The organism is Amycolatopsis sp. NPDC043887, from assembly GCF_056435665.1.
The window spans coordinates 446,492-461,638 of record NZ_JBWKEB010000004.1 but is presented as its reverse complement, the minus strand read 5'-3'; the positions used below and the strand labels follow the sequence as shown (position 1 = coordinate 461,638).

General features: G+C 68.9%; 8 protein-coding genes. All 8 read left to right on the top strand.

All coding sequences use genetic code 11. From position 1 onward, the window contains the following. Nucleotides 1–44: 44 nt before the first annotated feature. The gene (locus AC069H_RS14025; protein ID WP_478232506.1) at nucleotides 45–6,584 is read left to right on the top strand and encodes a LamG domain-containing protein; all 6,540 of its coding nucleotides are present in this window, start codon (nucleotides 45–47) and stop codon (nucleotides 6,582–6,584) included. A gap of 893 nt (nucleotides 6,585–7,477) precedes the next feature. Further along, nucleotides 7,478–8,593, top strand: coding sequence for a FecCD family ABC transporter permease (locus AC069H_RS14020; protein ID WP_478232505.1), 1,116 nt, complete (start codon nucleotides 7,478–7,480; stop codon nucleotides 8,591–8,593). Beyond that, a complete protein-coding gene (locus AC069H_RS14015) occupies nucleotides 8,590–9,402 on the top strand; it encodes an ABC transporter ATP-binding protein (protein WP_478232504.1) in 813 nt (270 codons plus the stop codon). Before AC069H_RS14020 ends, AC069H_RS14015 begins: the two co-directional genes overlap by 4 nt. Beyond that, the gene (locus AC069H_RS14010; protein ID WP_478232503.1) at nucleotides 9,395–10,393 is read left to right on the top strand and encodes an ABC transporter substrate-binding protein; all 999 of its coding nucleotides are present in this window, start codon (nucleotides 9,395–9,397) and stop codon (nucleotides 10,391–10,393) included. Before AC069H_RS14015 ends, AC069H_RS14010 begins: the two co-directional genes overlap by 8 nt. Beyond that, complete coding sequence (locus AC069H_RS14005) at nucleotides 10,390–12,048, top strand: ABC transporter ATP-binding protein/permease (RefSeq protein ID WP_478232502.1); 1,659 nt, start codon at nucleotides 10,390–10,392, stop codon at nucleotides 12,046–12,048. Before AC069H_RS14010 ends, AC069H_RS14005 begins: the two co-directional genes overlap by 4 nt. Beyond that, the gene (locus tag AC069H_RS14000; protein WP_478232501.1) at nucleotides 12,045–13,703 is read left to right on the top strand and encodes an ABC transporter ATP-binding protein; all 1,659 of its coding nucleotides are present in this window, start codon (nucleotides 12,045–12,047) and stop codon (nucleotides 13,701–13,703) included. Before AC069H_RS14005 ends, AC069H_RS14000 begins: the two co-directional genes overlap by 4 nt. An 82-nt stretch (nucleotides 13,704–13,785) precedes the next feature. Further along, a complete protein-coding gene (locus AC069H_RS13995; RefSeq protein ID WP_478232500.1) occupies nucleotides 13,786–14,280 on the top strand; it encodes an SH3 domain-containing protein in 495 nt (164 codons plus the stop codon). A gap of 207 nt (nucleotides 14,281–14,487) precedes the next feature. After that, nucleotides 14,488–15,060 carry an NUDIX hydrolase gene (locus AC069H_RS13990; RefSeq protein ID WP_478232499.1) on the top strand — a complete coding sequence of 191 codons (573 nt, stop codon included), beginning with the start codon at nucleotides 14,488–14,490 and terminating at the stop codon, nucleotides 15,058–15,060. Nucleotides 15,061–15,147 lie beyond the last annotated feature (87 nt).

Genomic DNA, 15,147 nt, shown 5'->3' with positions numbered 1-15,147 from the left:
ATAACATGAAAGATCGCCGACATTTCCCCGAGTGAGGGATGGCTATGACGACCTCGGAACAGACCTGGCCCTCGACCGACTGCAACGGTATTACGCTGGTCGATCCCGTCGCTCTCACTCTCGCGGGAACAGTGGTGCTACTCGCCCGAAAAGCCGCCACGACGGTCGGTTCGCTGTACTACAACGTACGTGTCTCCGGGACGGATCCCGGTGTTCCCCAGGAATGGGCGGGCTGGAACGAACTGCGGCTCACCGGGAGAACCGCCGGGTCGGCGGACGACCGTCCACTGTTGCGGATCGCCGGCATGGACCTGATCACCGTCGATTCGGCCGCCGCCGCTCCGAAGCCCGCGGACGCGCCTTTCCGGGCCGTCACCGACGGCAGGTACATCTCGTGCTTCCGCCAGTCCGCCACCGGCACTCTCTACATGGATCGCTTCGCGCTCGTGCGGACTCCGCCACAGCGGACCAGCGGCTCGCGTGACGGTGAGAACCAAGGCGGCTGGCGGATGGAGCGGGTGTGGGAGGTGCGGTACCGGCGCAGTGAACGCCGCGACGCACCGGCGGGCCCCGGCGACGAACTCGGCTTCCGCAACATGATCGACGAGCCGTTCCCGGAGCCCACCATCGAACTGTCGGCGCTGTCCGGTATCACCGGCGGCCGTTTCGACGTCGTTCTCGCGCCCACTTCGGACGCCGATGTCCGCCGCTGGCACATCATCGCCGTCACCGGCGAAGTCCTCACCTTCGTCTCGTATCCGCAGAACAGCACGGGCGGCATCGAGGTCGATCCGGCGCTGGCACGTACCTTCACGATCACCCCCACGCTCTGGAATTCGGGAAAGAGCACCCCGTTGACCCCGACCGCCGGTGTCGGCGCGAGCCTGTACGCCGAGCAGGAAAGGACCGGCGCGGAGCCGGGTCTGCCGTCGAGCCTGCGCCGGGCCGTCCGGCTGGGCGTCACCGTCCCGGTCGCCAACGCCGGGGCCGGACTGCCGGGAGCGCTGGCCGTCTACGACTTCGGCGTGCTGCCGGACGGGACCATCCCGACGTTCCCGGCGGGGATCGGCTGTGTGCTGATCGACGGCACACTCAACGGCGGTGGTTTCACTCCGGGCACCGGCGACCACCCCGTCCCAGCCAAGGCGGTGCGCTCGGCCGGTGCCGGCACGGTGAGCGCGGTCCTGCTGGGCACGCCGAGACCGGCCGCCGCACCCGCCGTCCTCGACAGTGCCGACGGGCTCGTGCACTGCTACTTCCCCCAGCCGTCCAGCCCGGCGGGCACCGAAGCTTTCGCGGTAGCCCAGTACGACCCCACGGTGACCAGGACCCGGCTCACGATGCCCTGGAACGCCGACGACCAGACCGGCACGTTCACCCTGATCGCCCGGCGCAGTGGCAGCACGTTCGACGACGTCGTGGCGACCGTGGCGCCCTGCGTCCGTGACGGCGTCACCGCGTCCGACCTCTGCGACGTGACGATCGACTACGGCACCGCCGCCGGCCTGCCGCACGAGAACTGGGGCGGTGTCCCGCGAGACGTCCGGACCATGGTCTCGGTCCTCAACGGAGCGTTCTCCGACGACCCCGCCGACAAGGCGGTCCTGTCCGGAGCCCGGCCGTTCTACGACTTCCTGGGCCACCAACCGTCAGTACGGTTGCCCCTGGCCTCCGCGGGCAGGCTCGTGCTGATCTCCCACCGTCCCGACATGCCGCTCTCCCGGGTCGAGGTCACCGCTGCGGCGAACGGGACCGTGGATCTGATCATGCGCTACACCTCGGACACCGGTGTCACCGCGGTGCAGACCTGGCAGGCGGTGCCGGCAGGCACCGTCAACGCGGCGCCGGTCCTCAACGGTGACGCGGATCCGGCGACCTACCCCTATCACCGGGCCGCGGCCGACACACCCGTCTACGCGCTGAGCACCGGCGGTGGCAGCATCCTGCTCTTCGGCAAGACGACCGGGAACCCGTCGCTGACGATCTCACCCGCGGACGGCGATCCGGCGCACTGCACCATTTCCCTCGTCACCGGCGGGCAGCCCGCCGTGAAACTCGAGAACGTTCCCCGTGACCAGGCGGGTTTCGTCGCGCGGTTGCGTGCCTGGAGCGCGGCCGAAGCGGTGTTCAGCCATATCTCCGCCGATCCGAAACCCGGGCCTGTCGCCGACCAGACCTTCACAACTCCCCTGGATCTGCGCGGTGGCTCGGTGCTGTTCGACGTGCTCCAACCGGCCGACGTGGGAGAGCTCGCCGCCGGGCAGGTCGACGCGGCGAACTGGCAAGGACGTTCGCTGACCCCGGCACCACCGGACACCACCGTCGGCCGGGCGATGATCGCGATGACCGCGCTCCAGCCGGAAAGCGCGCTGTTCGGCCGGGCACCGCTGGCGGTGGACGGAACGAGTACCCGGACGGTGAGCGGCGACAACGGCAAATGGCTGGCCGCGCACCAGGCGAAAGCGCTCGCGCTGAACGGCCGCCAGGCGATGAGCGTCGCGCTCACCAACACCCAGTTGGCGCCGGGACCGGTTTGGACCATGGAATCCTGGATCCGGCCGGAAGGCAGCGACCCGGCCACGGTGATCACCTACGACAACGGGCCGGCGAAGGGGCTGGGCGAACTCACGCCGTCCTACTATCTCGGCGTCGCCGGCCTGCCCACGGTGCGCTTCGGTGCCTTCACCCAGAAGAACAACACCAAAAGCTCCTACCTCGCGGTGCCGTCGAACCCGGCGTTCACGCCCGGCCCCACCGGCTTCACCTGGGAGGCGTGGATCAAACCGGACCAGAAGCCGTGTCCCAAGGCGAACCGGCTCGGCAGCGTCCTGCAGGTCTGCGACGCGAAGAGCAAAAGCAAGCCGCTGCTCAATCTCGGTCTCGACGTCGGGCGCCACCTGTCGCTGGGCTACCGGCCGCAAAGCCACGAGCCGAAGTCGAGCTACCTCACGGCCGGGAATCCCCTGCCCGCCGGTGTTTGGTCGCATGTCGCGGCGACGGGGGCATGGCAGAACGGGACCTGGACGCTGAAGATCTACGTCGGCGCCGTGCTGGTCAACACCGTGCGGAACGTCAAGCTGCAACCACCGTCGAAGTCGACCTCGCCGTCGCTGGCGATCGGCGCGGCGATCGGCCCGCACGTCAGCATGTTCGGCGCGCTGTCGGATGTGCGTCTCTGGTCCTTCGCCAGGACGGCCGCGGAACTGCGCCAGACGAACACCGCGGCGCTGACCGGAAGCGAACCGGGGCTGGAGGGCGCCTGGTCCTTGGCCGAGGGGCACACCACCGCCAAGTCGGTCTTCGCCAACCACGCGACCGCGACCGGGCCCGCGCTCGACGCCCAACTGAAGCTCGCCAAATCCCAAGCGGTCGGCTCCAGCGATGACGACCCGTTCCTCGGCATCGTCGCCGGCGTCGGCGGGACGGCGCCAGTGCGAGCCCGGGCGCGCCTGCGTCCCGGCGAGTGGAACCATGTGGCTGTCAGCTATCAGGCGGCCGGCGCACTGAAACTGAACCTCGCGGGCGCGGCCTCGGCTCCACCGTCCTACGGCGTCTGCCCCGAACCCGGCGACCTCGCGTTCAACGGCCAGTTCAGCATCGACTGCTGGGTGGAGGGAGTGGGCTCCACCGGTCTGCAGCAGACGATCCTCTCGCAGTGGGGAGAGTCCGAAAAGGACCAGTCGTTCCGGCTCGCGCTGGACTCCGACGGGAATCCGTTCTGCACGGCCGGAATCGTCGACCCGGCGAGTGGCGACCGGAGCCGGCTGACCGTGCGGGGCAACGCATTCGTCCTGCGCGGCCCGGCCGTCCACATCGCCGTGACGCTGACTTCGGCTCAGGTCAAGGCGGGTCTGCGGTGCACGCTCACGATCTACGTCAACGGTTTCGAGAACGGAACGGCGCAGACGACACTGAGTGGCGCGAAAACCGTGACGTCCGTCGATTCCTCGGCACCACTGACACTCGGCATCGGCACTCCGCCGTCGAAGGCGGGCCGGGTGGCCTTGGAAGCGCAAGCGCGCTTCACCGGTGCCTTGGGCGGGCTGCGATTTTGGTCGGCAGGCTTGTCGGCGGCCCAGGTGCGGTCGGTGCTGCGGCGCAATCAAGCCGCCGACACCGACCACGGCGTGGTTTCGGCGTGGTGGTTCACCGAAGGTTCCGGCAATGTCGCCGCGGATTCGGTGAACGACAACGACTTCCTGCTGACCGACACGGATCTGTGGGGTGTGCTCCAGAACGTCGGCCGGTACCGGTGCTACCACGACGGCCTGCCGATCGGGTCGGTGCTGCCCGCGGGCGAAGTCGACGGCTATCTCGGGTACGACCAATGCACCTTCGGCGCCTACCAACAGGGCGCGGGAAAGCTCCAGGACACCCTCACCGGATCGCTGGCCGAGGTACGGATCTGGCGCTCCGCGCGCACCCGCTCCCAGATCACGTCCACCCTGTTCCGGAAGCTGAAGGGCGACGAGACCGACCTGGCGGGCTACTGGTCATTGGACAACACCAGCGCGGACCTGACCGGCCGGGGCGCGAACGGGCGTCTCATCGGCGCACCCGGCTATGTCGCCTCCACCGCGCCCGTCGCGAACGAGGGGCCTCAGCTCACCAACGTCTACCAAGGTCCGCGGACCCGATTCCAGCGCCCGCTTTCCGGCAAGGCCGCGGTCGTCGAATACCCGGAGATGGAAACCCACGGGGACGGCACGCCCTACGCGGTGATGCGTCGTGCCTATTTCTTCGAAGACACCGCGCTCACGTTGTCCACCGGCTACGGCATGGGCGAGACGGATCTGGTGTACCTGGGCCAGGTCCAGACCCGGCCCACGCTGATCGGGTACATCGAGGGCGCGCCGCCGGTGCCCAGCGAGAACCTGTCCCGCCCGCTCTACGACAGCCCGTTCGGCTACAACTCCTATCAGGACGCGTCCACGGTCACCGTCCGGTCCGAGGAGAGCACGTCGGTCAAGTTCACGTCGTCGGACTACAAAACCGCGTTGAAAATGGAGATCGACACGAAAGCCGGGGTCGCCGCGAAATGGGCGGACAGCGCGTCCGTGCTGGCGTGGACGCATCTGCTCACCGCCGGTACCGGGAAGATCGGCGCCCGGCACAAGTCGAACCTGGAAATCGCCCGCCAGCGGGACGAAACGTACCTCTCCGCGTGGACCCGCACCACGACGGACACCTTGGGGCTGCGGGGAATGTGGGAACAGGCGCGGCCGGACCGGTCGGACTACCTCAACCCGGTGGTCGGCCGCCGCTACCAGCCGCTGAACCTCGGGTACGCCCTCGTCGAGTCGATGACGGCCGATCTGTACGCGATGCGGCTGCGCTCCACCGGGGCGATGGTCGGCAAGATGGTGCTGCCCGATCTGGACATCCCGCCGGACCGCAACATCATCACCTTCCAGATCGACCCGCGCTATGTGAAGAACGGGACGCTGGACGGGAAGGTCGGCCTGGTCAACGACCCCGACTTCCCGCGCGCCGACGTCGCCAGAGGCAGCTACTTCAAACCGGACGAGGCCTACCGGCTGGCCGCGAAGATAGCGAAGTCCGACGCGGCCATGCGGAGCAGGTACAACCAGTTCAAGGCGGCGAGCCTCGGCGAGAAAGGCAGCGCCGACCTGGACGGGATCAAGGACGAGCAGTTCTACGACTTCGGCAGGGACGTCCCGACCCGCGGCATCGCCAACCGGTACGTCTGGACGGCGTCCGGCGGCCTGCACACCGAAACCGAGCAGTTCTCCGCCACCCACGAACGCGTCTACACGGGATTCAGCGACTACACGCATCTGACCGGCCTCACCGGCGAGATCACCTTCACCGCCCAATACGGTCTGTACGGCGCGATCGACGCGTTGTTCGGCGGACACGTCAAAGTCCAGGTCGGCAAGTCGGAGAACGAGTCGCGAGGCTTCTCACTGGCGGTGACCTGCCCTGGCGATCCGATGCTGCAGGGCTACCACGCGGAGACCGGCTACACCCCGGATTACTGCCCCGGCAAGGTCGACGCCTACCGGTTCATGTCGATCTACCTGCCGCCTTCGGCGGACAATGGCGACACGTTCCACGATCAGGTGATCGACAAGGAATGGCTGACCTCCAGTAGCGACCCGGACGCGGTGGCCCTGCGCAACGTCCAGCTGACCGGGCAGGGCGCGTGGCGGCTGCTGCACCGCGTCACCTACGTCAGCCGGGTACCGCCGCAGTTCGACACCAATCCGGACCAGACGGTCTCCCACGAGCCCGCGCAGGTGATCGACCTGGCCGACAACCCGCTGCTGATCGAACTGGTCGAGGACGAGGTGCCCGCCGAGCACCCCTCCCCCGCAGACATCGGGAACGGGGTGGCGAACGTTCTGGCGCCGCTGGACGGCCACACGGCATCGAAACTCGGCGATCTCGTGCCGTGGTGGGCGGCGTTCCTCGCCGCGACCCGCCTCGCGAAGCCGGATCCCGCGAAAGTGGCGCTGTTGAACCGAATCCTGACCGACACGGTGGCGTACTTCCAAGCCGGATACGCCTCCGGTCTGCTGCCGCGGCCGGAAACGGGCGCCGCGGGCACCTCGTTCCGGTGACCGTGGACTTCGGAGAGTATGAGCGCATCGGTGCCTGTCGGGGCATGAGGTGGGTGCCAGGCCTCGTGATCCCGAGTACATAAACAACCTCACTCGCCCATTCGACACCACCAGCCACGACAACGGCGCCTAGAAACCCCCTACCCTCGGCTCAGCTGAGGAAACGCGACCTTCACACCTTCCCGCGGCCGAAGGCTCAAGGTAGCGGGAAGGTCTCCGAGCTGATTTCCCTCTCACTCCATTCCAAGTTACCCGGACCACGGACAACATGGGCTTCATAGGAGATGTGTTTGAGATCGGCGACGCACCGTCGGGTACGTCCACCGGGCGAGCGGCCGTTGCCCCGATTCCCTTGCGAATTAACGCATCCGAACGCCTCGGCCAGACCGGCTTGTGCCGCACCGGAACCTGGTGCGCCTTCGAGCACGACTGGCTTCATCACGCGTCCGGGAGCGCGGCCCGGGTGTGGTCCAGGTCGGAGAGCAGGGGTCGCCGAGTTGATCGACGCGGTCGAGGACGTCGTCGGCGGTGAAGACCAGGTCACTCGAGCGTCGGCACCGATCGACTTCCTCCCAGGTGATCGGCGTGGACACGACGGGTGGCGGTGTCCCATGCCTCCCAGCTATAGAAGCCACGGTCGGCGGTCAGCAACTCGTCCGGGCGCAAACGCGGGTAGAGACGCTGCGCCAGGGTGTTCTCCCCGACCGCATAGCCGCCGACCTCGCCCGCGGGGCGCGCGTGCGTGCCGCACTCGGCCAAAGCGACCGCACGATGTCGTGACCGACTCGACCCGCCAAGCTGTGATGATAATCATTACCGATTATCTGTTGATAACGATTATCGGGTGCGGTTAGGCTCCGGTGTCCTTCCACCACAGATCGATCGGCGCCCCCATGGTTGTTCGTTCGCGGCCGTCCGCGTCGCCCTCGGGCGTTCGCGACCGGCAGGCGGCACTTGCCCGGTCCCGGCTTCTGCACCGGGGGACGGTCACGGTCCTCGCTGTCGCGATCCTCGTGATGCTGGTCGTATCCGGTTCGGTGGGGACGGTCGAGGTCGGGCTCGCGGACGCGGCGCGGATCGTGGTCGGTCATCTGGTGCCGAACGTGCCGTGGATGTCGGACGGCAGCCTGACCGTGTTGCAGGACCAGGCGGTATGGCAGTTCCGGCTCCCTCGCGCGCTGCTGGCGGGGCTCGCCGGGGCGGGACTGGCGCTGGCCGGGGCGATCATGCAGGTGATCGTGCGCAACCCGCTCGCGGAGCCGTACCTGCTCGGTGTGTCGTCCGGCGCGGGTGTCGGCGCGGTTCTCGTGATCACCTTCGGTTCGGCCGCCGTGGGCGGGCTTCCCCTGGGCGCGGCGGCCTTCGCCGGGGCCTTGGTGGCCAGTGTGTGCGTCGCGCTGGTCGCCCGGCATCGCGGCATCCTGTCGCCGACCAGGATGATCCTTTCCGGTGTCGCCCTCGGTTCCCTGTTCAGCGCGATCACGAGCTATCTGACGCTGACCACTGAGGCGCAGAACGTCTTCAGCGTGCTGTTCTTCTTGCTCGGCAGCGTTTCCTCCGCCTCGATGGCTTCCTTGGCCGTGCCGGCGGTGGCGTTCGCGGCCGCCTGTGTCGTCGTCGGACTGCGGACCAGGGCCATGAACGCGCTGCTGAGCGGCGACGAATCCGCGACCGCACTGGGAGTCGACGTGAACCGGCTCCGTGCCGTGCTTCTCGTGACCGCCGCCCTCCTGACCGGGTCGATCGTGTCGGTCAGCGGCGGCATCGGTTTCGTCGGTCTCGTGATCCCGCATGTGGCGCGGATCCTCGTCGGCTCGGACCATCGCCGGATGCTGCCGGTCGCGGTACTCGGCGGCGCCCTGTTCCTCATAATCGCCGACCTGCTCTCACGCACGGTCGCGGCGCCTGGCGAAATACCGATCGGGATCCTCACCGCGGTCGTGGGCGCGCCGTTCTTCCTGTGGCTGATGCGCCGGGACACGGCCGCGCGGGCGGGGTTCGGCCGATGAAGGTCCATTTCCACGACGTCAGCGCCACGCTGGGCGGTGACCAGGTGCTGCGGAATGTGGACATCGAGGTCCGCTCCGGCCGTTTCCTCGGGCTCGTCGGCCCGAACGGCAGCGGCAAGTCGACCTTGCTGCGCACGCTTTACCGCGCCGTCGCGCCGTCATCGGGCCGCGTGCTGCTGGGCGAGCACGACGTGTGGCGCACCGACCGGCGGACCGTCGCCAGGGCGGTGGCGGTGATGACTCAGGAGACGTCGTCCGAGTTCGACCTGACGGTCCTCGACGTCGTGCTCCTGGGCCGGGTGCCCTTCCAGCGCGGATTCGGCCGCGACACCGAAGGCGACCTCGATCTCGCGTGGACCGCGCTCGACCGGGTCGGCGCCACCGACATCGCCGACCGGCCCATCGGACGGCTGTCGGGCGGGCAGCGGCAGCGGGTGATGCTGGCCCGAGCGCTGGCGGCGGACTCCCCCGTCCTCGTCCTCGACGAACCGACCAACCACCTCGACATCGCCTTTCAGCTGGAGCTCATGCGGATCGCGGCCGGGCTCGATCGCACCATCGTCGCCGCCCTGCACGACCTCAACCTCGCGGCCACCTACTGCGACGACATCGCGGTGCTCGACGCCGGCCGTGTCGTCGCCACCGGAACGCCGGACGCAGCGCTCGCCCCACGCGTCGTGGAAGACGTGTTCGGAGTCGCCGTCGATCAGCTCACCCATCCACGCGACGGCCGGCCGGTGCTGGTCTTCGGCCGTCATGCGGAGACCCGTTCACCTCTCGGCACACCCGGAAAAGAGAACCATGCTTAAAACCCTGTCCTTTGCCGCGTTCGGTGTCGGCATGTCGCTGATCGCGGGTTGCGGTACCTCGGTCACTCCGGCCGCTCCGTCGAACAACGCGAGCACGGCGGTCACCGTGTCCAACTGCGGCCGGGATGTCACCGTCAACGGCGTTCCCCGCGCCGCGGTCGGGCTCAGCCCGTCGCAGACGGAACTGTTGCTGCGGCTGGGTCTCGCGGGCTCGCTGGTCGGCCAAGCACAGACCGCCACCGCACCGCTCCCGGAAGACGTGGCCGGACAGGCCGCCGCCATCCCGGTGCTGAGCGAGTCGGGACCGCCGAGCCGGGAGAAGCTCCTGTCCGCGAAGCCGGACTTCGTCTTCTCCCCCACCACCTACGAGTTCACCGCCGAGAAGGGCTTCGCGAGCCTGGAGCAACTGCGGCAAAGCGGCGTCGCCGCCTATGTCGCCGCGGGCGGATGCGCCGAACGCCGCATGAACGGCACGGTCGAGGATCTCTTCACCGACCTGGAGAACCTCGGCAGGATCTTCGCCGTGCCGGACAAGGCGAAGGCACTGGTCGACCAAGGCCGGGCGGATCTGGCCGCCGTGGACAAGGCCATCACGGGCCGCCCCAAACCCACCGTCGCCCAGGTGTTCCTGGAAGGTGCCACCGTCACCGCGATCGGCGCGGGCATCGAGTACGACATCATCCGCAGGGCGGGCGGCGACAACGTGTTCTCACCGAAGGACCCGCAGTTCGCCAAGTTCTTCGCCGCGCAGATCACCCCCGAGGCGCTCGCCGAGAAGAATCCCGACGCGATCGTGTTCGCCGTCAACGGGGCCGCGCAGAAGCAGGCGAGCATCGATTACCTCACCCGTACTTTCCCCGCCATGACCGCCGTCCGCGAACAGCGCTTGATCGCGATCGACGCCGCCGACACCTATCCGGGCACCCTCGGGAACATCTCGGTGGTGCGGGAGATCGCGCAACGGCTCCACGCGGACGCGTTCACCCGGTGATCCATCGCAGGCTCCTGCGGCTGGCGGGTGTCGTCCTCGCTCCCGTCCTGCTGCTCGCGGTGCTGTCGATACTCGTGTCGGCCTGCTACGTCGGCGGAGCCGTCCTGACGGCATCCGTCCTCACCGATCTCACTCGCGGCGGGGGCTTCGCGACCGTGACACCCGCGATCGCGGCGTTGACCGGTGTCGTCGTGGTGCGCGCGATCCTGCTGTGGGCACGGGAGGTCGCCGCGGCCCGGTTCGGCATCGCCATCCGCACCAGGCTGCGCGGCGAGCTTCTGCGCCGCATCACCCTGCTGGGACCGGCCTGGACGCGGGGAGAGCGCGCGGGGGCGATCACGCACACGGTCGTCGACGGGGTCGAAGCCCTCGACGCCTACTACAGCCGTTATCTGCCGCAGCTGCTCGTGACCTGCCTGGTTCCGGCCGCCGTCGCCGGGTGGCTGTTCACCGTGTCCGTCCCCGCCGCCGCGATCCTCGCGACAGCGGTCCTGTGCGCCGTGGCCGTCCCCCGCTTCTGGGATGCCCGGCTGCTCCGGACGGGCCGAGCCCGGTGGAGCGCCTACGAGAAGCTGGCGGCCGACTATCTGGAGGCGACCCAGTCGATCGCCGTCCTCCGGCTCTTCGGTGCGGGCCGCCGGGCGGGCGAGGCACTCTCCCACCGCGGCGACCGCCTGCACCGGGTCACGATGGCCCAGCTGCGTGTCTCGCTGGTGGAAGCCGGAGTCAGCGCCCTGGCACTGCACCTCGGCCTCGCGGCCACGGTGGTCGTCGCGTGCGCCGGGATCGTCGGCGGTCAGGCGCCCGCGGCGTCGGTGTTCCTGTTCTTGTTGTGCGCCAGGGAATGCTTCCGCCCGGTGCTCGATCTGTCCGCCCACTGGCACGTCGGCTACCAAGGGCTGGGCGCGGTCGAGGGCATCGACGAGATCATGACGGCGCGTCCGCAGGTCGCCGACACCGGCACCCGCACCGAACCCGCTCGGCACGGGGCTCGGCTGCGGCTGCGGGACGTCGGATACCGCTACCCGAACGGCGCGGGCGTTTCCGGCATCAGCTTCGAATGCGCGCCGGGGAACACGACCGGGATCGTGGGCCCGTCGGGCGCCGGGAAGAGCACGATCGCCCGGCTTCTCGTCCGCGAGGCCGACCCGCAGCAGGGGACGATCGAACTCGACGGAACCCCGATCACCGGGTACACCCTCGCCGCTCTCCGCGCGAGCATCGGCGTCGTCGGCCAGCACACCTATCTTTTCCATGACACCGTGGAAGAGAACCTCCGGCTCGCCCGGCCCGGCGCCACGCACGACGAGATCCGCGCCGCCGCCCACGTCGCGGACGCGATCGAGTTCGTCGAAGCACTCCCCCACGGCTTCGCGACGGTCCTCACCGAGAACGGGAGCCAGTTGTCCGGCGGCCAGCGGCAACGCCTCGCCATCGCCAGGGCCGTGCTCGCCGCGCCTCCGGTGCTGCTGCTCGACGAAGCGACCTCGGCCTTGGACGTCGACACCGAGAAACGCGTCCTCACCCGGCTGGCGGAACACTGCGATGGCACCACCCGCGTCGTGATCGCCCACCGCGAGACCGCCCTGCGTGACGCCGGCGCGATCGTCACGATCGAGTCCGGCCGCGTCACCGGGCAGGCGGTCCACTCGTGAGCGGACCGCTCCGGCGGCTGCTGCCGGTCGTCGGCGAGCAGCGGGCCACGTTCGTCTGGACGGTCGCGAGCAACGCGGCCGTCCAGCTCGGTGCGCTGACGACGACCGTGCTCGGCACGTGGCTGGCCGGGCGGGCCGCGGCGACCAGCACCGCGCCACTGGCCATCGTCGCAACCGTCCTGTGCGGCCTGGCCGTGGTGACCGCGGCGATGACCTGGCGCGAGTCCTGGGTCTCCCACGATCTGGCCTACCGGCTGATCGGCACCTTGCGTGCCCGGGTGTTCGACCGGCTCCGCGTGAGCCTGCCCGACCGCCGGAAGCCACGCAGGAGCGGTGATCTCGTGTCCGTCGCCTTCGCCGACATCGACCGTCTCGAATGGCTCTACGCCCACACCGCGGCCCAAGCACTCACCTCGGCCATGATGGTCGCCGCCACCGCGACCCTGTCGCTGCTCGTCACGCCGTGGCTGCTGCTGGCGTGGGTACCGTTCGTCGTCGTGACCGCGGCGCTGCCGTGGCTGTCCGGCCGAGCGGGAACGCGGCAGGGCACCGAACTCACCGAGGCCGCCGCGACCCTCAACGCAGAACTCGTCGACACCGTCCGGGGACTCGGCGAACTCAGCAGTGCGGGAGCCCTGCACCGTCGCACCGCCGCCCTGGAGAAACGGACGAGTGCGCTGACCGCCGTGCAAACGAGGATCGGCTCCCGGGTCGGCTGGGAGCGCGCTGTCACGGACGCGGCTCTGGCGCTCAGCGCGATCGGCGCGCTCGCGGTCTGCGCGGCGAACCTCGACACGATCGACCGCGCGCTCGCACCGGTCGCCATGGTGCTGGCCACCGCGGCACTCGGCCCGATCGCACAGATTTCGGATCTGCTGCGCAACGTCGGCACGTTGCGCGCCGCCGGTACCAGGATCACCGAAATCCTCGACCGGGCACCGGCGGTCCAGGAGCCCCGCGCGCCCCGGCCCCTGCCGTCCCGTGATCGCGCGACCGGGCTCGTCTTCGATCACGTGTCCTTCGGTTACCGCGACGACGCTCCGCCGGTCCTGCGCGACGTGTCGTTCACCGTCCGCCCCGGCGAGAGGGTCGCCCTCACCGGGCCGTCCGGGGCGGGGAAGACCACGTGCGCGCTGCTCGCGACCCGGATGTGGGACCCCGACGCCGGCCGCATCACCCTGGACGGCGTCGACCTCACCGAGCTGACCGACGACGACCTCCGCCGCGCGATCAGCGCCGTTCCCCAGGAACCCGGCCTGCTCACCGGGACGATCGCCACCAACATCCGGCTCGGAAACCCGGATGCCGGCGACACCGAAGTCGAACGAGCCGCGCGGCGGGCGGGGATCCTCGACCCGGGAGCCGGATTCCCCGCCGGACTCGCCACCGTCGTCGGCGAATCCGGTGACGGACTGTCCGGTGGCCAGCGAGCACGAGTCGCCGTCGCCAGGGCGCTGCTGGTGAATCCCCGGATCCTCATCCTCGACGAGGCCACCGCCAACCTCGACCCCGAAGCCGACGAAGCCATCACCGCGGCCCTCGCGTCAGCCGGGAACGACATCGGTGTCCTCGTCATCGCCCACCGCCCCGCCACACTGGCCGGCTGCCACCGGGTAATCGCCTTGCGAGAAGGCGGACGCGGCGGCCGATCGTGAGACGTCACGCGGTTCCCGCCTCCGGCCGTCGCGAGATCATGGCCAATCTCGTTCGCGATCGGTCAAAGGCGGAGGGCTTCCTGTGGCAGGTTCAGCTCAGCGCGGCACTGGCCGGCTCAGCGTCATCGCGATCGCGACCTTCCTCCTCGTCGGGTTGATGCTGTTCTTCGGAGGTCCGGCGACCAGCGTTGCGGGGAAGGACGTCGCCTATATCTCCGGTGACGAGGCGAACGTCCGGCGATGCCCGTCAGTCGAAGGCGAGTCGACCGCGACATACCACCGGGGCCAGCAGCTGATCATCCTCAAGGCCGATGCCACCGGTGGCGAGTCGCATGGTTCGCGGCGATGGCTGGAGATCCGATACGGCGACGAAGTCCGTTACGCGCACTCGTATTTCGTCACCGAAAAGTCGGACTCGCGGGCAGAGACGCTCGAACTCCTGGTTTCCACGGCGGCCGTGCTGGTCGGTATCGCGATACTCGGTCTCACCGGCCGGCGACGAGGCCAGACCTGGGCGGCCATGAAAGAGAAACGACGGACTCCCTTCTCGCGGCAGGGCTGGTCGATGCGGCGGTGACCTTCGTTCTTTCCAGGTCTTTCTCAGCCGCCGAGCGCCTTCACGAGAACAGGTGGCGGAACTGCAGGCACAATTCTTCGAACTGAGGCATACTCTCGAAGGAACCCACGCGGCGGCCGCGCCACCTTTCGTGCCCGCCCGGCCCGCCGAGGAACAGCTTGGCAGTTCTCGGATCTTGCGCTTGGCTCTCCTGGCGACCGCGGTCGCGTGGATCCCGCGGCAGGCACGAACCTCCGGCAACTCCTTCCGCCGATGATCGGCTCACACCCAAGGGAGACGGCTGTACTGTCACTACCGAACTCCGGGACAGTTCTCCCGAACCCGAGAATCCGTGTCGCCGCCTACGTCATCCGCCCGAGACCACAGCCTGAACTCCTGATCTTCGAGCACATCGACGTCCCCGAAGCCGGACAACAAGTCCCTGCCGGAGGAGTGAACTCCAACGAAGACCTCCCGAAGGCAGTGCTGCGGGAAGTCCTTGAGGAAACAGGGTTGGCCGGCGTCACTGTCGTCAAGGCGCTGGCGACCGAGGACAAACCCCATCCAGAGACCGGACAACTCCGTCGCACCACTTACTTTCACCTGCTGGCGCCCAACGACACAGCCGATGACTGGATACACTGTGCCGGGGGAACCGGCAGCGACGCCGGCATGAGGTTCGCCTGCCGGTTCCAGCCGCTTCCCCTTCCGCGTCCGCTGACCGACGACCAGGACATCTGGCTCCGGCTGATGGATCCAGCACTGGCCACGCGGCCGCGATCAGGACGGCACCCAAGATGATCTACACCTGCCGGCTGGGCCGAAGTCTGCTGCGCCGGCGCCGACACGGCCCAAAAGACTCGACGGCGCCTTCAGTCAAGCGGTGCT

What these genes read in the sequence shown, in the direction of transcription:
- AC069H_RS14025 (WP_478232506.1), top strand. Translation starts at nt 45, where the DNA reads ATGACGACCTCGGAACAGACCTGGCCCTCGACCGACTGCAACGGTATT.
- AC069H_RS14020 (WP_478232505.1), top strand. Translation starts at nt 7,478, where the DNA reads ATGGTTGTTCGTTCGCGGCCGTCCGCGTCGCCCTCGGGCGTTCGCGAC.
- AC069H_RS14015 (WP_478232504.1), top strand. Translation starts at nt 8,590, where the DNA reads ATGAAGGTCCATTTCCACGACGTCAGCGCCACGCTGGGCGGTGACCAG.
- AC069H_RS14010 (WP_478232503.1), top strand. Translation starts at nt 9,395, where the DNA reads ATGCTTAAAACCCTGTCCTTTGCCGCGTTCGGTGTCGGCATGTCGCTG.